The organism is Providencia sp. PROV175 (assembly GCF_032707045.1).
GTDB lineage: Bacteria > Pseudomonadota > Gammaproteobacteria > Enterobacterales > Enterobacteriaceae > Providencia > Providencia hangzhouensis.
In genome coordinates this window covers 4,138,298-4,159,442 of sequence record NZ_CP120533.1, presented here as the reverse complement: position 1 = coordinate 4,159,442, position 21,145 = coordinate 4,138,298, and the positions used below count along the sequence as shown (strand labels likewise).

Here is a 21,145-nt window from a genome sequence, read left to right as displayed (position 1 = left end):
ATAGCCGTAAAAGGGGACAAAACTCACTAGTTGGTGAAAAAAAGGGACAAAAAAGGCGGGAAGCCCCGCCTTATAATTAATGAATTAGATTATTCCGTGTCAGGGAATTCACGCATAAATGATTCTGCTTTTTCTACCATCGACTCAGTTCCGACAAAGAACGGCGCACGTTGGTGTAATTCGCTAGGTATGATATCTAAAATGCGGTTTGCTCCATCACTGGCTTTACCACCGGCTTGTTCTGCTAAAAATGCAATTGGGTTACATTCGTACAGAAGGCGCAGTTTTCCATTTGGATGGCTTGCCGTACTTGGGTAAATATAAATTCCCCCTTTGAGCAAGTTACGATGGAAGTCTGCAACCAAAGAACCGATATAACGCGTGGTATACGGGCGATTTGTTGCTTTATCTTCTTCTTGGCAATATTTAATGTACTTTTTAACACCCATCGGGAACTTAATATAGTTACCTTCATTGATGGAGTACATTTTTCCTTCTGATGGGAACATCACTTTTTCATGAGACAAGCAGAACACGCCCAATGATGGGTCGTAAGTAAACGCATGTACACCAACACCAGTGGTGTAAACCAACATCGTTGATGAACCGTAAACCACGTAGCCCGCAGCCACTTGGCGGTTACCAGGTTGCAGGAAATCCGCTTCTGTAACCGGTTGGCCAATTGGCGTGATACGATGGTAGATTGAGAAAATTGTTCCAACGGAAACGTTTACATCGATGTTTGAAGAACCATCAAGTGGGTCCATTAAAACAACATATTTTGCGTTTTCTGCGCGGTCTCCTTCGAAAATGACAATTTCATCTTCTTCTTCAGAGGCGATACCGGCGACTTCTCCGCGTGCTTTTAAAGCCGCTTTCAGTTTTTCGTTTGCATACAGGTCAAGCTTCATCTGAACTTCACCTTGAATATTCGAAACACCGTTAGTGCCAAGAATATCGACAAGTCCAGCTTTATTAATATCACGATGGATAATTTTAGCGCCCAGTTTGATAGCTGATAATAAAGAAGTCAGCTCACCTGTTGCATGAGGAAAATCTTGTTGCTTTTCGACGATGAATTCGCCTAATGTTTTCATGACGAAGGTCCTGAATAAAATTGACAGAGGTTTTGCGGGGCATTTACCCTCGCGCGGGAAGAGTTTAACTAAATAAAAAAAAGATTAATAGGTTAATGCATTTATAAACCTGTTTTTGATGGGTAGAATAGTGACCAACCTCATGCTAATTGGATGAAAAAGAATGCACATACATATTTTAGGTATATGCGGTACCTTTATGGGAAGCTTAGCAATATTGGCTCGTTCTTTAGGACATAAAGTGACGGGTTCGGATGCCAATGTGTATCCACCGATGAGCACATTGCTTGAAAATCAAGGGATTGAGCTTATTCAGGGGTATGATCCGGCTCAGCTTGACCCAATACCGGATATGGTGGTGATTGGTAATGCAATGACGCGTGGAAACCCTTGTGTTGAAGCCGTATTAGAAAGAGGTTTGCCGTATACTTCTGGCCCACAGTGGCTCCATGACTATGTGTTACCGGAACGTTGGGTACTGGCTGTGGCGGGGACACATGGTAAAACGACCACCGCGGGGATGCTTGCGTGGATCTTAGAAGACTGCGGTTACAAGCCAGGTTTTCTAATCGGCGGTGTCCCAGGTAACTTTGATGTCTCCGCTAAGATTGGTGAAAGCCCGTTTTTTGTCATCGAAGCTGATGAATATGACTGTGCATTCTTCGATAAACGTTCTAAATTTGTTCATTACAGCCCGAAAACCTTGGTATTGAACAACCTTGAATTCGACCATGCGGATATCTTTGAAAACCTCGAAGCGATTCAAAAACAGTTTCATCATCTTGTACGTATTGTGCCCGCCAGTGGCAAAATTTTCACACCGGACAACGACAATCATTTAAAACAAGTGATTGGAATGGGCTGTTGGAGTGAACAAGAGCTGGTGGGTGGGGAGCATGGCGGATGGCAAGCTGAGAAGCTCAGCCACGATGGCAGCCATTTTGCGGTGTATTACCAACAAGAAAAAGTTGGAGAAGTCACTTGGTCACAAGTGGGTAACCACAATATCCAAAATGCATTGATGGCGATTGCAGCGGCTCACCATGTGGGCGTTCCAGTAAAAGAAGCTTGTCTCGCCTTGAATAGCTTTATCAATGCACGTCGTCGTCTTGAGCTACGAGGCGTTGAAAATGGTGTCAGTGTTTACGATGACTTCGCACATCATCCAACCGCTATTTTGGCGACGTTAGAAGCACTTCGCAGCAAAGTTGGCGGAACTTCACGTATTCTTGCGGTGCTCGAACCTCGCTCGAATACGATGAAAATGGGTATCAATAAAAATGATATTGCGCCTGCGCTTGGCCGTGCAGATGAAGTGTTTCTTTTCCAACCCGCCAATATCCCTTGGATGGTGACAGACATCGCTGAAAAATGCGTCCAACCCGCGCGTTGGAGTGCAGATATTGAGGCATTCACCAATATGATTATTGAAACCGCACAACCGGGCGATCATATTTTGGTGATGAGCAACGGTGGCTTTAGTGGCATTCATGGCAAATTGCTCGCAGGTTTGAAAGCGAAAGCAGAAACAGAGCGAGATGATTAAATTCTCTTAGCTAGCTATTTGATAACCCCAGTGATTCTTATGATTACTGGGGTTTTTTTATGTTTGGCATACCCAATGGGCACTGTTCTGTGACGAGACTTAATGTTATTGGACTATTCATTTCTTTTTTTAAACTTCCCATATAACAATCTACTGAATCAGTAAAAAGGTGGAATAAACAACCAACAGCAATGGCTTTAAGCTTCCATGATGGCATGAATAATAATACGACATAGACAACCGCAGCCCAAAAGGAATGGAGTGGGTGGAAACCAATGCCACAGCGCTCTGGGGCGAAAATCGGATCAGCTAGCAGATGATCTAAGTCGATAGCCATCGTGGCAATCATAATCAGGGCCGCTAGTTTCCAATTTTTTCGCCAAAATAGGTAACCAAAGGCAATTGGCATTAGGAAGTGAAAGCCGTAGTGTATGAAGTTACGGAAAATATCAAATAGCAAAATGATGTCTCAAAATAGAATAGAAACAGACAAAAACAATAAGAGGGAAATCAATTTCCCTCTTAAGCTAATGTATATCAATAGATTAAAGCTCTTGTTCAAATAACGCTAGAATCGCTTCATACAGTTCTTTTGTGGTGAAATTATTTGCCGGTGTTGAGAAGATAGTATCATCACCAGCAATACTACCTAAAATTCCTTCTGCTTTGCCTAATGAATCTAACAAACGTGCAATAAGCTGTGCAGCTCCAGGGCTAGTTCTGATCACGACAACAGAAGGGTTATAGTCTATATCCAAAACCAAGTTTTTGAGTGGACTGGTAGCGGTAGGGACACCAGGCTCTGTAGGCAGGCAATATACCATTTCCATTTTTGCATTACGGGTGCGAACTGCACCAAATTTGGTAAGCATTCTGGAAATTTTTGATTGGTTAATATTTTCGAAGCCTTCTTCTTGCAAAGCTGTGACGATCTCAGCTTGCGAGCTAAATTTTTCTTCTTTAAGTAGGGCTTTAAAAGCCTTAACCAAGTCTTCTTGTTTAGACGGAGTGCGCATAATTAACCCATTCTTTTGCATTGAACCAAGTTGTATTATCCGTAAAAGTGCATTTTTATGCAACAAAATTGCGTTATGATGATTTTATAACCAGTGAATAACTTAAAGTTAGATAAGCTTGTTTCGAGCTGATAGTCAGAAGTATTTATTTATCGTAAATTGTGGGAATGAAAAATTAGCATAATAGAACAATGAATTTTTCAGATGTCTGCTGTAAATTTATTGTTAATAAAAATATTTTTGATTGAATAATATACACTAAAAACAACTTATTGTGCGAAATGCAATACCCTGAAAAACTATTTGTTAAAAAAGTGCCCGTTATCTCATTAACAGATAAGGAATTTGTTTAGAATACTGGCAATTAATGAACAAGTTCTCTTGCGTTAAACTCTCTCTCTATCTGTTAACAAATTGTTTTTTATACGTAATGTGTTAAGTGTATAACAAATAAAGTGATATCTTTTTAAAGTACAAATTAAGGAGTTTCAGAATGAAAGTTGCAGTCCTAGGTGCAGCAGGTGGTATCGGTCAGGCTCTCGCCCTTCTTCTCAAAAACCAGCTCCCAGCAGGTTCAGAACTCTCCCTCTACGACATCGCACCAGTTACTCCTGGTGTTGCTGCTGACCTAAGCCATATCCCAACTGATGTTAAAGTGACAGGCTTTGCCGGCGAAGATGCAAAACCTGCATTGAAAGGTGCTGACATTGTTCTTATTTCTGCGGGTGTTGCACGTAAACCAGGTATGGATCGTTCTGACTTATTTAACATCAATGCGGGTATCGTCCGTAATCTGATCCAACAAATTGCTGAAACCTGCCCTAAAGCATTGATTGGTATTATCACTAACCCAGTGAATACCACCGTTGCTATCGCTGCGGAAGTCCTGAAAAAAGCAGGAGTATACGATAAAAACCGTTTATTCGGTGTGACGACGTTAGATATCATTCGTTCTAATACGTTTGTTGCTGAGCTGAAAGGCAAAAATGTTAATGACCTTGAAGTGCCTGTGATTGGCGGCCACTCAGGTGTGACTATTCTGCCATTGTTATCTCAAATTGAAGGTGTTAGCTTCACTGATGAGGAAGTTGCCGCGTTAACCAAACGTATTCAAAACGCAGGCACAGAAGTCGTTGAAGCGAAAGCCGGTGGCGGGTCTGCAACTTTATCTATGGGCCAAGCAGCTGCACGTTTAGGTTTATCTTTAATTCGTGGTCTCCAAGGCGAAAGCAATGTGGTTGAATGTGTTTACACCGAAGGTGATGGTGAACACGCTCGCTTCTTCGCACAACCAGTTGTTTTAGGCAAAAACGGTATCGAAAAGCACTTACCAATCGGTAAATTAAGCGCATTTGAAGAGAAAGCGCTGAAAGACATGCTAGATGTATTAAAAGCAGATATCGAATTAGGTGAAAAATTCATTAATGGCTAATGCCAATTAATTTTTCCTAATAGTGAATGTGAAGGGTTGAGTTTCGTTTAGAACTCAACCTTTTTTTATATGCTTGTTATCAAAAAATAATGCCGTGAATAAATTGATTGATTATTCACGGCGTTATAATTATATCAATTCAATTTTTAATCTTCTGCTGGTGTTTTTACTCTGACTTTTCTTTCTAATAAATCCCCTGTAATTGGGTCATAATAACGACTTGGCCAAATTTCAGCGGGGTGGATCGCTAAGAAATTGGCAATAATCCATTCCCCTTTAGGCCAAGGGCGTGATAGTGCATTTGCTAACGTTGAAGAGCTTAGTCCTGCCTCGCGCGAAATTGCGGCAAGAGTTGTCCCACGCTTACGTAAAGCTGCAATGATATCTGCAGGGTGCCAGTCCGACTTCCGTAAAATCATTTTTTAGTCCTTTTTTCACTTAGAATCATGTAGAGTTAGTGGTACGAGTAACCGAAAATTATGATACATTCAGTACATCCGTTTAGTTATTGGAAATAAAATAACAGAAATTTCCCAAAATAATTTCTGATTTTTTCTTAAAAATTCATTTTATGAAACTACCGTGGTTTTTATGAAATTAAATAGAAAGTCAGAATGAATAACTGTGAATTAGGATAACACTTTGATGTTAAAACTAACTCTTTCTAGTTAGGGATAGAAATGGCATATTTAATGCTACTTTTTACTCGTACTCTTAATATATCTAGATTAGTTAATAAAATTAGTTAAATTATTAGAGAGTAAATTATTTAATTATCTGTTATTAAAAGAAATTAGAATGCTAATAACAAATATAATTTGTATATTATTATTTATAGGCATAAATAAAACGAATGAGTTAATGAGGTTTTGAGAAAATATAGATAGTTTTCAACAACTGAAAATTAAATTGTCATCATGACTAGGAGGGTCAGCATGTACAAGGAATGGCTAACGGCAAAAGAGTTGCTTGGGTTACAAGGGCTTCCCATGACAACTCAAGGTATTAATGCAATGGCAAGGCGTGAAAACTGGGTAAGCCGTAAAAGGCGAGGTATTCAAGGCAAAGCGTTGGAGTACCATATTAGTTCTTTACCTATCGATATTTTTGAGGGGCAGTTTGCTAACGAAACTTCATCTCCTTATCAAGTAAAACGAAATGATAATGCCTTTATTTGGCAGGAAGCTTATAACCAGCTTTCTAATGATGAACGAGACACTATCCTGACATTTATTATGCGTGAAGGCACATTAGCACTAATTGATTTAATTAATAATAAATAATTTACAATTACTTAAGGTGTAAATAATTAATATATAAAAATAATATTATATTGAATTTAAAAAATTTTTTAACAGATGACATTTTAGTAAAGCTGCAACAGCAGGTTTCATAATATAAGTGTGAAGTGAAAAATGAAAAAATTGTGGTTCACTGCCAAAGAATTAGCTGGGTTAGAAGGACTCCCGACATCACCCCAGGGAATTAACCTAATGGCAAGACGAGAAGGCTGGAAAAACCGCCGTAAAAGAGGGGTGCAAGGTAAGGCTGTTGAGTATTATTATGAAAGCTTACCGGGAGAAATCCAAGGGCAACTTAGCCTGCATGAGCCTTCGGTAACTTACCAAAGTCAAAGAACAGATGCATTACAGATCTGGTCAGAAGCGTATTATCAATTGACAGAGTCTGAGCGCAATAAAATAGTGAAGTATATCCTGCGTTATGGTTTGTCGTCACTGCTTGCGCAAATCGATGAAGAAGACAAAGGGGAAAAATAGCGTTTCCCCTTTTCTTGACCTGTTTTGCCTTTTTAGTGACTAAGAATGGCGTTGGATTGCGATATAAGCTAAGCCGATCAATGCATCTTTATAAATTGAATCTTCAATTACATTTAAGGCATCAATCGCTTTTTGTGCTTCTTCTTGGGCTCTTGCATAAGTATATTCAAGGGAACCACAGCGTTTCATAGTTGCAAGAACAGTATCTAACAGATGACGTCCATTGCCTTGTTCAATCGCTTGGCGGATCAATGCTGACTCTTCTTCATTACCATTTTGCATCGCGTGAAGTAGGGGAAGTGTAGGCTTACCTTCATCTAAATCATCCCCCGTATTTTTCCCCAGCTGAGCATTGTCTGCATCATAATCGAGTAGATCGTCAATTAACTGAAAAGCTGTCCCAATATAACGACCATAATCTTGTAGTGCTTTTTCTTGCTCTGGTGTCGCATTGGCTAAAATCGCAGATGCATGGGCTGCTGCTTCAAAAAGACGTGCGGTTTTACTGTAGATCACTTGCATATAGTTTTCTTCAGTAATGTTAGGATCGTTGCAGTTCATCAATTGCAAAACCTCCCCTTCAGCGATCACATTCGTCGCTTCAGACATCAGTTTTAGCACCCGCATTGAATCGAGATCCGTCATCATCTGGAATGATCGAGTGTAAATAAAATCACCAACTAAGACACTCGCTGCATTACCAAAAACAGCATTTGCAGTTTGCTTTCCGCGACGCATATCGGACTCATCAACGACGTCATCATGCAGCAAAGTTGCTGTATGAATGAACTCGATCAATGCAGCAACTTGGGTATGTTTATGACCCGAGTAACCTAAGGATCGACCAGCAAGCACTGCGATCATAGGCCGGATCCTTTTACCGCCACCACTGACGATGTAATAACCAAGCTGGTTAATTAGCGCAACATCTGAATTCAATTGACTGAGGATGGCTTCGTTTACCGCTGACATATCCTCAGTTGTCAGTTCAATAATAGATTCTAAATTCATCTTAATTTATTCATATTATTAGTTTTTGGTTCATTCCCGAAATAAAAAGTTGGGAGACCGATAGAACAGTTATCTTTCTAGCATAACATTATTAATTATAAGATTATCAGGTGTGATGCAAAAAATGTTTAAATAAGTAACAATTGAGTGAATAGGCACTAAATCAACGTTCAAAAACGGTTATTGAGAAAAAAGTCGTATTTTTTGTCATCTAACCGCATTATTGGCTTGTGTTCTGCTGCTTTTTTGCGTAGAATTCGCGCCCTATTGTGAATATTTTATAGCGTGCTCTGGAATTGAAATATTTAGCGGGTACGCGGAAAGCGGAGTTAATATGTACGCGGTTTTCCAAAGTGGTGGTAAACAACACCGAGTTAGCGAAGGTCAAACTGTCCGCCTAGAAAAGCTGGACATCGCAACAGGTGAAACTGTTGAATTTGATCAAGTTCTGATGGTTGCTAATGGCGATGAGATCCAAATCGGCGCTCCTGTCGTTGAAGGCGTTAAAGTGAAAGCGGAAGTGGTTGCACACGGTCGTGGCGAAAAAGTTAAAATCGTCAAATTCCGTCGTCGTAAACATAGCCGTAAACAACAGGGTCATCGTCAGTGGTTCACTGATGTTAAGATCACTGTCATCGCTTAAGATTTAGGAGAGCAGATTAATGGCACACAAAAAGGCTGGTGGTTCGACTCGTAACGGTCGTGACTCAGAAGCAAAACGTTTAGGTGTTAAACGTTTTGGTGGTGAAGCTGTATTAGCAGGTAGCATCATCGTTCGTCAACGTGGTACTAAGTTCCACGCAGGTAACAACGTAGGTTGTGGCCGTGACCACACTCTGTTCGCATTAGCGGACGGTAAAGTTAAATTTGAAGTTAAAGGTCCAAACAATCGTAAATTTATCAGCATCGAAGCTGAATAAGTTTTCTGACCTTTAATTCAGAATTAAAGCCCTGCAAAAACCTTTTGCGGGGCTTTTTATATTCAGATATTTGATCTTTAATGAACTACACACGTATTAAAGATGCACCATCTCTGAGTAGAACAGCCATCCAGCGTTATGCGGCTCAGAAGCGGAGAGAGAATTATGAAATTTGTAGATGAAGCCAAAATATTGGTCGTGGCAGGAGATGGTGGCAATGGTTGTGTCAGCTTCCGCCGTGAAAAATACATCCCTAAAGGGGGACCGGACGGTGGTGACGGTGGCGATGGTGGGGACGTTTACTTACAAGCAGACGAAAACCTCAACACGCTAATTGACTATCGTTTTGAAAAATCCTTTCGTGCAGAGCGCGGCCAGAATGGCCAAAGCCGTGAATGTACAGGTAAACGTGGTCAAGACATCACTGTAAAAGTACCCGTAGGAACGCGTGTACGCGATTTAGGGACCAACGAAGTACTTTGTGATATGACTCGTCATGATCAACGTCATATGGTCGCTAAAGGCGGCTTCCATGGGCTTGGAAATACCCGTTTTAAATCTTCAGTGAATCGTGCTCCACGTCAACGTACCATGGGGACAAAAGGGGAAACTCGCGAAATACTGTTAGAACTGATGCTGTTAGCAGATGTCGGTATGCTTGGTATGCCGAATGCAGGTAAATCTACCTTTATTCGTTCAGTGTCAGCAGCAAAACCAAAAGTTGCTGATTATCCATTTACCACTTTAGTCCCAAGCTTGGGTGTCGTGCGTATGGATAACGAACAAAGCTTTGTGGTTGCGGATATTCCAGGGTTGATCGAAGGCGCAGCGGAAGGTGCAGGCCTTGGGATCCAATTCCTGAAACACTTAGAACGTTGTCGTGTCTTACTTCACTTGATTGATATTTGCCCTATTGATGAGTCTGATCCTGTTGAAAATGCGAAGATCATCATCAGTGAGTTAGAAAAATACAGTGAAAAGCTGGCAGCAAAACCACGTTGGTTAGTCTTCAATAAGATTGATATCTTAGGTGAAGAGGAATCAGCACAGCGCGCAGCAGAAATTGCCAAAGCGATGGGCTGGGAAGATAAATTCTATATGATTTCAGCAGTTAACCACGAAGGTGTGAAAGCACTGTGTTGGGATATCATGGAATTTATGAATACTCAACCGCGTGATATGGCAACGACTGAAGATACACAGCAACCTGAAAAAGTTGAATTCATGTGGGATGATTATCACAAAGAACAACTTTCTGGTACTGAAGATTTTGATGATGACTGGGATGACGATTGGGATGAAGATGACGACGAAGGTGTCGAAATTATTTATCAAAAATAGTTTATCTTAGAAATGTAAAAAGGCGCGAAAGCGCCTTTGAGGTTGTTGACAAAGTGGGATAAAAGCGTGGTTTTTCCCACTTTGTGTTATCAGCCGAAAATCAATAAATTGATTTTCCTAGTTTATTTTCAAAACCTATTCGACTTGCCGCCAAACATAATATGTTTGTCAGCAGTCTGAAAGGCGCGAAAGCGCCTTTTTACTGTCTAAATCGCGTATGATCAGTTTTTCTGATACAGATCTTTATACAAACGGCTTTCAAATCGCACTAATGGTACTCGACGAGTACGTTGCTGGCTCTGTGGTACCGCATAAGCGGAGATAAATTGCACAAAAGCCACACGTTGACCACTGGCGGTTGTGATAAAACCAGCGAGATTATAAACCCCTTGTAACGCTCCCGTTTTAGCGGAAACTTTTCCATTTACACCTGCCTCATCAAAACCACCACGGTAACGCAAAGTGCCATCATGGCCGGCAAGTGGAAGCATAGAAATAAAATCGAGTTGTTGATCATTTTTAGCGATAAACTGCAAGATCTCCATCATGGTTGCTGGGGTGATTAAATTATGGCGAGATAATCCCGATCCATCTACCATCACGGTATTGCCAAGGTCGATCCCCGCTTTTTGCTTCAGTACTTGTCTTACCGCATCGGATCCTGAACGCCAAGTTCCCGGAACACCATAATATTCACGCCCAATGGTACGAAAAACGGTATCCGCTATCATATTATCGGATTTTTTGAGCATCACTTTTAACAAGTCATGTAGCGGCTTAGATTCGGTTTTGACTAATACTTGTGATTGAGCCGCAGGAAATGTACGTTTTTTCACATGGCCAGTCAGTTCAATTCCTGCTGTAGTTAGTTCATTTTTGACAATCGCTCCGGAGTAACTCGCTCCATTTTGTACCGCAAAGGCAAGTGGCAAGGGCTCGCTGCGTTGAGTTAAACAACCTGTTAGGGTGTAGCGGTTCAGTTCACCAGGAACGACATCAAGTTCGCAATAGCGCGCTTCAGGGGAACCTTTAGCTAATGTTTTGACTTCGCTGAACATATTGACAGGGTAAAAACTAGCCGCCTTAATGAATGCAAAATCTCCTGTTTTTTCAGCAGGGTAAAGAGAAACTGAAAAACAGTTACGGTCAATGATAGCCGCAGCGGGTGGCGCACTAAAGCATTGGGTCATATCATTCCAAACCCATCCCGGTGCTTTGTCATGGCTAGTAAAAGCAGAAATATCAACGACGAGATCGCCGTCAACTTTATGGATCCCAAGCTGCTTTAATACATTCGCCATATTGCGAATTTGTTGGCGGGTTAATGTCGGGTCACCACTGAAGCGGATCACTAAATCACCCGTCAGTGTGTTGTTGCTAAGTTTTGCATCAGTTTCAAAATTGGTGACAAAACGGTAATCTGGCCCCAGTTGCAATAGGGCAGCAAGAGCGGTCACAACCTTTTGTGTACTTGCAGGTAATGCCATTTGCTGTGCATTATAATCAATTAATGGGGTGCTACTTCCCACTTTTTGCGCGACCAGAGCAAGGTTAGTGCCATCAGGTAAATATTGTTTGTATTCATCAATAGGAATCGCAAAAACTTGCGTACTAGCTAAGGTAATTCCTAAAGAGATTATCCATTTTCTGGTTAAAGTTAATAATGACATATATTTCACGCATTAGGGTGGACATATAATACATACTAAAGTGTAATGCCCAAGAAAGTAAACGGTGACCCGTTATTAAGTCTCAGTTAAAATAGCGTACATTATGATAAGATAAATGAGTACATAAGTCTGATTGCGTTTTTTTACTAGAACACCCCCGGTTTTACGCAGGTGTTCGGTGTACTGTTGTTACAAAATCAGGAAGATACTTGTTTTTAGATAGGATTGAACCGAGGTATTTATTAATGAAACAGATCCCGATGACGGTACTTGGTGCGGATAAGCTAAGAGAAGAGCTAGAATTCCTTAAATCTGTCCGTCGCCCAGAAATTATTGCATCTATTGCAGAAGCGCGTGAGCACGGTGACTTAAAAGAAAATGCAGAATATCATGCAGCACGTGAGCAACAAGGTTTCTGTGAGGGCCGTATTCAAGAAATCGAAGGGAAACTTTCTCACGCTCAAGTGATCGATGTAACTAAAATGGTCAATAACGGTCGTGTTATCTTTGGCGCGACTGTGACAGTATTGAATGTTGATACTGACGAAGAGCTAACGTATCGTATTGTTGGTGATGATGAAGCAGATATTAAGATCAATCTGATTTCTGTGAACTCACCGATAGCACGCGGTTTAGTGGGTAAAGAAGTTGATGATGCGGTCTCGATTAAAACCCCAGGTGGTGATGTCGAGTTCGAAATTCTTAAAGTTGAGTATATCTGATTCCTATTTCCCTGAATTGGTTATATTATTTCCCTGATTTAAAGAAAAAGGCCGCAGGCGGCCTTTTTCATCATATAAAACATGCTTTCAATGGCATTTTTATATAAATGATGGGGGATTATTTAGGTAAAATGATTTTGCGGTCTGCCGAAGGACGGTAGATAACAAGAATTTTACCAATAATTTGTACATTTACTGCACCAGTTTCGCGAACAATCGCATCAGCGATCAAATTTTTAGTATCACGGTCTTCGCCTGCGATCTTGACTTTGATAAGCTCATGATGTGCTAATGAGAGTTCAATCTCAGCCAAAACACCTTCGGTTAAACCATTGTTGCCGATCATAACAACAGGGTTTAAATGGTGAGCGAGACTTTTTAGGTGCTGAATTTGTTTTTTATTAAGATTCATTGATTTTTTGCTTGGTTAGTATTGAAAATGGCTTATTCTACCGCCATCTGATATCTATCACCATCAATTATATCTTTTTGATGGTAAAGAAGCAGCAAGTTAGGTGAAGTTCTTTTAGTATAGTTGGAAAGCACAATGGCCAATAAAAAACGTTCGGCAAGCTCAAGTCGCTGGTTGCAAGAGCATTTTAGTGATAAATATGTTCAGCAAGCACAAAAAAAAGGGCTACGCTCACGTGCATGGTTTAAGCTGGAAGAAATCCAGCAAGGTGATAAAATTTTTAAACCAGGTATGACCGTTGTTGATTTAGGAGCAGCCCCTGGTGGTTGGTCGCAATACGTTGTTAGCCAAATAGGTCATAATGGGCGGGTTATTGCTTGTGACTTATTGCCGATGGACCCAATCGTTGGCGTTGATTTCCTGCAAGGGGATTTTCGCGATGAAGCCGTTCTCGCCGCTTTGTTAGAACGCGTTGGCGACAAAAAAGTACAGGTGGTCATGTCTGACATGGCTCCAAATATGAGTGGGACACCAGCGGTTGATATTCCTCGCTCTATGTATCTAGTTGAATTAGCTTTGGATATGTGCCGTGCTGTATTGGCGCCTGGGGGGAGTTTCATTGTTAAAGTGTTTCAGGGAGAAGGCTTTGACGATTACCTTAGGGATATCCGCTCCCTGTTTACGAAAGTAAAAGTTCGTAAACCCGAATCTTCGCGCGCACGGTCACGTGAAGTATACATTGTAGCGACAGGGCTAAAACTGTAGTACCCTGAGCGTTATTTGTTAACACAGTTGTAATATGAGGTTAATCCCTTGAGTGACATGGCGAAAAACCTGATTCTCTGGTTAGTCATCGCAGTTGTTCTGATGTCCTTGTTCCAGAGTTTTGGCCCAAGCGATTCGAATAGTCGCAGAGTTGATTATTCTACGTTTATCAATGAGTTAGCCCAGGATCAGGTACGTGAAGTTCGTATCACAGGTCGTGAATTGAACGTCAGAAAGGCTGATAATAGCCGCTATACAACTTATCTTCCTATGCAGGATGAGAAGCTGTTAGACACTTTGCTAAATAAGCATGTGACGGTTGTTGGTGAACCACCAGAAGAACCTAGCTTACTGACATCTATTTTTATTTCCTGGTTCCCAATGCTTCTGTTGATTGGTGTCTGGATTTTCTTCATGCGCCAGATGCAAGGCGGTGGCGGCAAGGGGGCAATGTCATTTGGCAAAAGTAAAGCCCGCATGCTGACAGAAGATCAGATCAAAACAACATTTGCAGACGTTGCTGGGTGTGATGAAGCCAAAGAAGAAGTGGGCGAAATCGTAGAGTTTCTACGTGAACCTGCTCGTTTCCAAAAACTTGGCGGTAAAATTCCAAAAGGCGTCCTGATGGTAGGGCCTCCAGGAACAGGTAAAACATTACTGGCAAAAGCTATCGCTGGTGAGGCAAAAGTTCCATTCTTCACCATTTCCGGTTCTGACTTTGTGGAAATGTTTGTGGGGGTGGGTGCTTCTCGTGTTCGTGACATGTTCGAACAAGCGAAAAAAGCAGCGCCTTGTATCATCTTTATCGATGAGATCGATGCGGTAGGTCGTCAACGTGGTGCGGGTCTTGGTGGTGGTCACGATGAGCGTGAACAAACACTGAACCAAATGCTAGTTGAGATGGACGGTTTCGAAGGTAATGAGGGGATCATTGTTATCGCAGCAACTAACCGTGCTGACGTACTTGACCCTGCTTTATTACGTCCAGGTCGTTTTGACCGTCAGGTAGTCGTTGGCTTACCAGATGTTCGTGGCCGTGAGCAAATTCTGAAAGTACATATGCGTCGTGTTCCTATTGACCCAAATGTAGATACTTTCATTCTTGCACGTGCAACACCTGGGTTTTCAGGTGCTGAACTCGCAAACTTAGTGAACGAAGCCGCATTGTTTGCTGCTCGCGCGAATAAGCGTGTTGTTTCTATGGTTGAGTTTGAAAAAGCGCGTGACAAGATTTGGATGGGTGCAGAGCGTCGTTCTCTGATGATGACTGAAGAGCAAAAAGAATCAACGGCTTACCATGAAGGTGGTCATATGATTATCGGTCATTTAATGCCAGAACATGACCCTGTCCACAAAGTCACGATCGTTCCGCGTGGGCAAGCGTTAGGTGTTGCTTTCTTCTTACCAGAAGGTGATGAAGTCAGTCGTAGCCGCTTGAAGCTCGAAGGTATGATTGCAACGGCATATGCAGGTCGTATTGCAGAAGAACTGATTTATGGTCGCGATAAAGTCACAACGGGTGCTTCTTCCGACATTCAGTTTGCGACGAATACGGCGCGTAACATGGTGACTCAGTGGGGCTTCTCTGACCGCTTAGGCCCAATGCAGTATTCGAAAGAAGAAGGCCCAGCGTTCTTAGGTCGCTCTTCAGGTAATGGTTCAGGAATTTCTGATGAAACAGCACGTATTGTTGATGAAGAAATTAAAAAAATTCTGGACCACTGTTATCAATTGGCATACAAAACATTGGAAGACAATATTGATATTCTGCATGCGACTAAAGATGCATTATTAAAATATGAAACCATTGATATGCCACAGATTGATGACCTGATGAACCGCCGTCCAGTGCGTGAGCCAGCAGGTTGGGATGAAGACAAAAAAGTGAGTAATGTCACTGGTTCGTTCGGTACAGGTGCGCCAAAAGCGGAACCTACAGCGGAAAAACCACAGTCTGAAGAACCAGATAACACAAATAATAGTAATAATGCTGATGAATCAAACCCATCAGATAATAACGACAGCAAACCACAATAAGCGGTCGTGAAATAAAATATTAAGACCCCAGTTCGCTGGGGTTTTTTTCGTTAAGGAAAAATAACAATGCAAATCAAAGCGAGAGGCAGTGTCCTTGACTTATCCACACCTAAGGTGATGGGGATTTTGAATGTCACTCCTGATTCCTTTTCAGATGGTGGCACTCATAATCGTTATCATGATGCGCTTGAACATGTGGCAAAAATGGTGCAACACGGTGCGACTATCATTGATATTGGTGGCGAATCTACCCGTCCAGGGGCTGCCGAAGTTTCTGTGAATGAGGAACTTGATAGGGTTATTCCTGTTGTTGAAGCAATAGCCCAGCGTTTTGATGTATGGATTTCAGTCGATACCTCTAAAGCCCAAGTTATGGCGGAAGCAGCAAACGCAGGTATGCATATCATCAATGATATTCGTTCTCTCCATGAGCCAGATGCATTAGACGTCGCCGCGAAAACAGGTTTACCCGTTTGCATTATGCATATGCAAGGCCAGCCAAGAACGATGCAAGAAGCGCCAAATTATGAAAATGTGGTGCGTGAGGTAAAAGACTATCTTGATGCTGAAATCACCCGGTGTGTGAGCGCAGGGATAGAGAGGCAACAAATTATCCTTGATCCAGGCTTTGGTTTTGGTAAGAACTTGTCGCATAATTACCAGTTATTGGCAAACTTAGAACAATTTCATAATTTCGGACTACCGCTATTGGCAGGGATGTCACGTAAATCTATGATTGGACAATTATTGAATGTTCCACCACAAGAACGCCTCGCAGGCAGCCTAACTTGTGCAGTGATTGCTGCGATGCAAGGGGCACACATCATTCGAGTTCATGATGTCAAAGAAACCGTGCAAGCGATGCAAGTGGTACAGATGACTCTGTCAGAAAAGGAAAAATAAGCGTATGAGCGACCGTAAATATTTTGGTACTGATGGTATTCGTGGCAAAGTGGGTGATAGCCCAATTACCCCTGATTTTGTTTTAAAATTAGGCTGGGCGGCAGGGAAAGTCCTCGCTCGTCATGGTTCACGTAAAATTATTATTGGTAAAGATACGCGTATTTCTGGCTATATGTTGGAATCTTCATTAGAAGCGGGCTTAGCAGCGGCGGGTTTATCCGCATCTTTCACAGGTCCAATGCCAACCCCAGCGGTTGCTTATTTAACACGTACTTTCCGCGCAGAAGCGGGAATTGTTATTTCAGCGTCTCATAATCCATATTATGATAATGGGATTAAATTCTTCTCAATTGATGGGACTAAGCTGCCTGATGAAGTCGAAGAAGCCATTGAAGCTGAAATGGAAAAGCCGATCACCTGCGTTGAGTCAGCTGAATTAGGTCGTGCAAACCGTATTGTAGATGCTGCCGGCCGTTATATTGAATTTTGTAAAGGTACGTTCCCGAACGAACAAAGCCTTGCAAGTTTAAAAATTGTCATTGATTGTGCTAATGGGGCTACTTACCACATCGCACCAAATGTGTTCCGTGAGTTAGGGGCAGAAGTCATCACTATCGGTTGCGATCCTAACGGAATCAATATCAACGAAGAGTGTGGCGCTACAGACGTTCGCCAGTTACAACAAAAAGTTTTGGAAGAAAAAGCACATGTCGGTTTAGCATTTGATGGTGATGGTGACCGCATTATTATGGTCGATCACCTCGGTGAAAAAGTTGATGGTGACCAAATTCTCTTCATTATTGCTCGTGAAGCGCTACGCCAAGGCCAGTTAAAAGGTGGGGTAGTGGGAACATTAATGAGTAATATGGGGTTAGAAATCGCCCTAAAACAGCTAGGAATTCCTTTTGAGCGTGCAAAAGTGGGCGACCGCTATGTTCTCGAAAAATTACAGGAAAAAGGTTGGCGCATGGGGGCTGAAAACTCAGGCCACGTGATTTTATTAGATAAAACGACCACTGGTGATGGGATTGTTGCAGGCTTGCAGGTATTAAGCGCTATGGTACGTAACCATATGAGCCTACATGACTTATGCAGTGGTATGAAATTATTACCACAAGTGCTAGTTAACGTACGTTTCAAAGGCCAACACGACCCATTACAAAGTGATGCAGTTGTTGCAGCGAACGAAGAAGTTGAAAAACAATTGGCAGGAAAAGGCCGCGTATTACTGAGAAAATCAGGAACAGAGCCGTTAATCCGTGTCATGGTTGAAGGTGAAAATGAAGCTGATGTGACTGCAATGGCAAACTATATTGCGGATGCTGTAAAAGCAGCGGGCTAAGTTGTTATTGGTGAAGCTGAGCGATATTTTGATGATTTGTTGTTTTTTTCTGCAAATAATCAAATGGAATCAAAATAGACTTGCTTGTCGGCTCAGCTTTGGTTAGTATTCGCACCTGCTCAATCCCGTAAGAGTATTCTTTCACGGTCGAAATGAGTAGGTGTGCAGTGATAAAGGTCATAGCATTAGGCTATGCACCGCAACTGAATAGGTAACTCAAATGTATGTAGCTCTTTTAATTATTTTCTTGCTAGCGGCTATCGGGCTTATTGGTCTGATTATGTTACAGCAAGGTAAAGGTGCTGACATGGGAGCTTCATTCGGTGCGGGCGCTTCTGCAACACTGTTTGGTTCATCGGGCTCAGGTAACTTCATGACCCGTATGACTGGAATCTTGGCTGCTGTGTTTTTCATCATCAGTTTGATACTTGGCAATATGACTGCTAACAAGTACGGAACTGGTAGTGGTAGTAAGTGGGAAAACATTAGTGAACCTACAAAAGTCGAGCAACCAACAGACGTTCCGGCAGCACCAGCTACACCAACGAGCGATATCCCTCGTTAAGTGTGAAAGATTCCGAATGAAGGCAACTAATGCCATCATTAAGTAGTAAGCTCAGCGATGAGCAAGAAGTTAAAATTTGAGGTTATTGATTGAATATTGATAACCTCGCCTCAGTGCCGAGGTGGTGAAATTGGTATACACGCTACCTTGAGGTGGTAGTGCCTACAAAACGGGCGTACGGGTTCAAGTCCCGTCCTCGGCACCATTATTTAAGATGCTTGTGATTTACAGGTTATCTGTGTAGAATATGACACGCTTTCGAACGCGGGATGGAGCAGCTTGGTAGCTCGTCGGGCTCATAACCCGAAGGTCGTCGGTTCAAATCCGGCTCCCGCAACCATTTCTTATTCAACATACCTTGTCAGTATCGTGGTCTATAGTAGTTATCCGGTGTAGTAATCAAGTGCAGTTATCTAACAGCTCTCAAAATTTCTCATCGATTTCTCTAGATTTTACAGGTATAATAAGAATATGGTGAACCCGTGCACTACAGGGTCCAGTTGCATAAAGCCCCGAATTTCGGGGTTTTTTGTTATTTGACAATCGAATTAACTGGGCTTTTATAGCCCTTTTTTTATGTCTGGGGGTGGGCTTGTCCACATTAGAACAGAAATTAACAGAGATGATCTCAGCACCTGTGGAGGCGCTAGGCTTTGAATTTGTAGGCTTAGAGTTTGTCCGTGGCCGTACATCAACACTGCGTGTCTTCATTGATAGTGAAGAAGGCATCACTGTTGATGATTGTGCTGATGTCAGCCATCAGGTCAGTGCAGTATTGGACGTTGAAGATCCAATCTCTGTCATTTATAACCTGGAAATATCGTCACCAGGGCTTGAACGTCCATTATTCACCATTGCGCATTATGAGCGTTTTATGGGGGAAGAGGTGGCATTGACTTTGCGTATAGCAATGCAGAACCGCCGTAAGTGGCAAGGAATTATTAAGGCCATAGACGGTGAAATGATTACGGTTACTGTAGATGGTAAGGATGAGGTGTTCGCCCTCGGCAACATCCAGAAAGCTAACTTGGTACCCCACTTTTAATAAAGTTCAATGAGGCAACTAGGATGAATAAAGAAATTCTGGCTGTTGTAGAAGCGGTTTCTAACGAAAAATCCCTCCCTCGTGAAAAAATCTTCGAGGCTCTGGAAACTGCATTAGCGACGGCGACTAAAAAGAAATACGAGCAAGAAATTGATGTTCGTGTGGAAATTGACCGTAAATCAGGTGATTTCGACACGTTCCGTCGTTGGTTAATTGTGGAAGAAGTCACAATGCCAACGCGTGAAATTACGTTGGAAGCGGCTCAGTATGAAGACCCAGCGCTCCAGCTTGGAGAGTACGTCGAAGATCAAATTGAATCTGTTGTATTCGACCGTATTACTACCCAAACAGCTAAACAAGTTATCGTACAGAAAGTGCGCGAAGCAGAACGTGCGATGGTTGTTGACCAATTCCGTGAGCAACAAGGTGAAATTATCACTGCTCAGGTGAAAAAAGTTAATCGTGAAAATATCACGTTAGATTTAGGCAATAACGCGGAAGCCGTTATTCTGCGTGAAGATATGTTGCCACGTGAAAACTTCCGTCCAGGTGACCGTATCCGCGGAGTCCTGTATGATGTTCGTCCTGAAGCACGCGGCGCGCAACTTTTTGTTACGCGTTCTCGCCCTGAAATGCTGATTGAATTATTCCGCATTGAAGTGCCAGAAATCGGCGAAGAAATTATTGAAATCAAAGCCGCTGCTCGTGACCCAGGCTCTCGTGCAAAAATCGCAGTTAAAACTAATGACAAGCGTATCGACCCAGTTGGTGCTTGTGTTGGTATGCGTGGTGCACGTGTTCAAGCCGTTTCTAGTGAATTAGGCGGCGAAAGAATTGATATTGTGTTATGGGATGATAACCCAGCTCAATTCGTTATTAATGCAATGGCTCCGGCTGATGTTGCATCTATCGTAGTCGATGAAGACAAATGTACGATGGATGTTGCCGTAGAAAGTAGTAATTTGGCACAAGCCATTGGACGTAACGGTCAAAACGTTCGTCTGGCAGCTCAGTTACTGAAAAAACACCGTGGTGATGACAAATGGGAATTAAATGTCATGACCGCAGAAGAGCTTAATGCAAAACATCAGGCAGAAGCACATGCTTCTATTGATACATTCACCAAGCATCTTGATATTGATGAAGAGTTTGCCACTGCACTTGTTGAAGAAGGCTTCTCGACGTTAGAAGAACTGGCTTACGTGCCTATTAATGAACTTCTGGAAATTGATGGTCTTGACGAAGAGACTGTTGAAGTTCTACGTGAAAGAGCGAAAGCGACCCTCACCACAATAGAATTGGCTCAAAAAGAGAGCCTAGGTGATAATCAGCCAGCAGAAGATTTATTGAATCTTGAAGGTATGGATCGTACTCTTGCCTATAATTTGGCTACTCGTGGAATCTGTACACTGGAAGATCTTGCTGAGCAGGGCATCGACGACCTGATTGATATTGAAGGTCTGGATGATGAGAAAGCAGGTACGCTCATCATGGCCGCACGTAATATTTGCTGGTTCGGTAACGATGCGTAAACACTGTAGCA

22 protein-coding genes and 2 tRNA genes are annotated in these 21,145 nt (G+C 42.2%); 17 read left to right on the top strand and 7 right to left on the bottom strand.

From position 1 onward, the window contains the following. Positions 1-89: 89 nt before the first annotated feature. Complete coding sequence (fbp, locus tag P3L44_RS18980; RefSeq protein WP_004905947.1) at positions 90-1,097, bottom strand: class 1 fructose-bisphosphatase; 1,008 nt, start codon at positions 1,095-1,097, stop codon at positions 90-92. A gap of 163 nt (positions 1,098-1,260) precedes the next feature. Here fbp and mpl point away from each other — a divergent pair, with 163 nt between their 5' ends. Next, positions 1,261-2,643 (top strand): UDP-N-acetylmuramate:L-alanyl-gamma-D-glutamyl-meso-diaminopimelate ligase, encoded by a 1,383-nt coding sequence (mpl, locus tag P3L44_RS18975; protein WP_110591052.1) that lies wholly within the window; start codon positions 1,261-1,263, stop codon positions 2,641-2,643. Positions 2,644-2,686: 43 nt separating this feature from the next. Here mpl and P3L44_RS18970 read toward each other — a convergent pair whose 3' ends face one another. After that, entirely contained in the window at positions 2,687-3,103 is a 417-nt protein-coding gene (locus tag P3L44_RS18970) for a DUF6122 family protein (RefSeq protein WP_272662146.1), read from the bottom strand. 85 nt (positions 3,104-3,188) lie between these two features. Then, positions 3,189-3,659, bottom strand: a complete 471-nt coding sequence (gene argR / locus P3L44_RS18965; RefSeq protein ID WP_004907450.1) for a transcriptional regulator ArgR — start codon at positions 3,657-3,659, stop codon at positions 3,189-3,191. 493 nt (positions 3,660-4,152) lie between these two features. On the opposite strand from argR, the gene mdh reads away from it, so the two are divergent. Beyond that, entirely contained in the window at positions 4,153-5,091 is a 939-nt protein-coding gene (mdh, locus tag P3L44_RS18960) for a malate dehydrogenase (protein WP_004905937.1), read from the top strand. Between the two features lie 146 nt (positions 5,092-5,237). Here the strand turns inward: mdh and P3L44_RS18955 are convergent, their stop codons facing one another. Beyond that, the gene (locus P3L44_RS18955; RefSeq protein ID WP_004905930.1) at positions 5,238-5,510 is read right to left on the bottom strand and encodes a helix-turn-helix domain-containing protein; all 273 of its coding nucleotides are present in this window, start codon (positions 5,508-5,510) and stop codon (positions 5,238-5,240) included. Between the two features lie 516 nt (positions 5,511-6,026). Here P3L44_RS18955 and P3L44_RS18950 point away from each other — a divergent pair. Both P3L44_RS18950 and P3L44_RS18945 read left to right on the top strand, forming a co-directional pair. Then, complete coding sequence (locus tag P3L44_RS18950; RefSeq protein WP_004905929.1) at positions 6,027-6,374, top strand: DNA-binding protein; 348 nt, start codon at positions 6,027-6,029, stop codon at positions 6,372-6,374. Positions 6,375-6,506: 132 nt separating this feature from the next. Next, positions 6,507-6,869 (top strand): DNA-binding protein, encoded by a 363-nt coding sequence (locus P3L44_RS18945; protein WP_004905928.1) that lies wholly within the window; start codon positions 6,507-6,509, stop codon positions 6,867-6,869. A 39-nt stretch (positions 6,870-6,908) separates the two neighbouring features. Here the strand turns inward: P3L44_RS18945 and ispB are convergent, their stop codons facing one another. Continuing rightward, positions 6,909-7,880, bottom strand: a complete 972-nt coding sequence (gene ispB / locus P3L44_RS18940; RefSeq protein ID WP_096864332.1) for an octaprenyl diphosphate synthase — start codon at positions 7,878-7,880, stop codon at positions 6,909-6,911. Positions 7,881-8,214: 334 nt separating this feature from the next. Here ispB and rplU point away from each other — a divergent pair, with 334 nt between their 5' ends. From rplU to cgtA, 3 genes are all read left to right on the top strand, one after another. Further along, positions 8,215-8,523: a 50S ribosomal protein L21 gene (rplU, locus tag P3L44_RS18935; RefSeq protein ID WP_004905925.1), complete on the top strand. Its 309-nt coding sequence runs from the start codon at positions 8,215-8,217 to the stop codon at positions 8,521-8,523. 19 nt (positions 8,524-8,542) lie between these two features. After that, the gene (rpmA, locus tag P3L44_RS18930) at positions 8,543-8,800 is read left to right on the top strand and encodes a 50S ribosomal protein L27 (RefSeq protein WP_004905922.1); all 258 of its coding nucleotides are present in this window, start codon (positions 8,543-8,545) and stop codon (positions 8,798-8,800) included. Between the two features lie 165 nt (positions 8,801-8,965). After that, positions 8,966-10,141: an Obg family GTPase CgtA gene (gene cgtA / locus P3L44_RS18925; protein ID WP_036958779.1), complete on the top strand. Its 1,176-nt coding sequence runs from the start codon at positions 8,966-8,968 to the stop codon at positions 10,139-10,141. A 221-nt stretch (positions 10,142-10,362) separates the two neighbouring features. Here the strand turns inward: cgtA and dacB are convergent, their stop codons facing one another. After that, complete coding sequence (dacB, locus tag P3L44_RS18920; RefSeq protein WP_140171827.1) at positions 10,363-11,811, bottom strand: serine-type D-Ala-D-Ala carboxypeptidase; 1,449 nt, start codon at positions 11,809-11,811, stop codon at positions 10,363-10,365. 245 nt (positions 11,812-12,056) lie between these two features. Here dacB and greA point away from each other — a divergent pair, with 245 nt between their 5' ends. Beyond that, complete coding sequence (gene greA / locus P3L44_RS18915; RefSeq protein WP_004905916.1) at positions 12,057-12,533, top strand: transcription elongation factor GreA; 477 nt, start codon at positions 12,057-12,059, stop codon at positions 12,531-12,533. Positions 12,534-12,651: 118 nt separating this feature from the next. On the opposite strand, the gene yhbY is transcribed toward greA, so the two are convergent. After that, a complete protein-coding gene (gene yhbY / locus P3L44_RS18910; RefSeq protein ID WP_004905914.1) occupies positions 12,652-12,945 on the bottom strand; it encodes a ribosome assembly RNA-binding protein YhbY in 294 nt (97 codons plus the stop codon). A gap of 135 nt (positions 12,946-13,080) precedes the next feature. Between yhbY and rlmE the strand changes: the two genes are divergently transcribed. The 9 genes from rlmE to nusA all read left to right on the top strand — a co-directional run bounded on the left by rlmE (position 13,081) and on the right by nusA (position 21,134). Next, positions 13,081-13,710 (top strand): 23S rRNA (uridine(2552)-2'-O)-methyltransferase RlmE, encoded by a 630-nt coding sequence (rlmE, locus tag P3L44_RS18905; protein ID WP_004905912.1) that lies wholly within the window; start codon positions 13,081-13,083, stop codon positions 13,708-13,710. 57 nt (positions 13,711-13,767) lie between these two features. Next, positions 13,768-15,747: an ATP-dependent zinc metalloprotease FtsH gene (gene ftsH, locus P3L44_RS18900; RefSeq protein ID WP_110591055.1), complete on the top strand. Its 1,980-nt coding sequence runs from the start codon at positions 13,768-13,770 to the stop codon at positions 15,745-15,747. Positions 15,748-15,813: 66 nt separating this feature from the next. Continuing rightward, entirely contained in the window at positions 15,814-16,650 is an 837-nt protein-coding gene (gene folP / locus P3L44_RS18895) for a dihydropteroate synthase (RefSeq protein WP_140171826.1), read from the top strand. A gap of 4 nt (positions 16,651-16,654) precedes the next feature. Then, a complete protein-coding gene (gene glmM / locus P3L44_RS18890) occupies positions 16,655-17,992 on the top strand; it encodes a phosphoglucosamine mutase (protein ID WP_004907470.1) in 1,338 nt (445 codons plus the stop codon). Between the two features lie 220 nt (positions 17,993-18,212). Beyond that, the gene (secG, locus tag P3L44_RS18885) at positions 18,213-18,557 is read left to right on the top strand and encodes a preprotein translocase subunit SecG (protein WP_004905902.1); all 345 of its coding nucleotides are present in this window, start codon (positions 18,213-18,215) and stop codon (positions 18,555-18,557) included. A 115-nt stretch (positions 18,558-18,672) separates the two neighbouring features. Beyond that, positions 18,673-18,762: transfer RNA gene (locus tag P3L44_RS18880), tRNA-Leu, on the top strand. A gap of 58 nt (positions 18,763-18,820) precedes the next feature. Continuing rightward, positions 18,821-18,897, top strand: a tRNA-Met gene (locus P3L44_RS18875). Positions 18,898-19,149: 252 nt separating this feature from the next. After that, a complete protein-coding gene (gene rimP / locus P3L44_RS18870) occupies positions 19,150-19,602 on the top strand; it encodes a ribosome maturation factor RimP (protein ID WP_036958775.1) in 453 nt (150 codons plus the stop codon). Positions 19,603-19,625: 23 nt separating this feature from the next. Continuing rightward, positions 19,626-21,134, top strand: coding sequence for a transcription termination factor NusA (gene nusA / locus P3L44_RS18865; protein WP_272662145.1), 1,509 nt, complete (start codon positions 19,626-19,628; stop codon positions 21,132-21,134). Positions 21,135-21,145 lie beyond the last annotated feature (11 nt).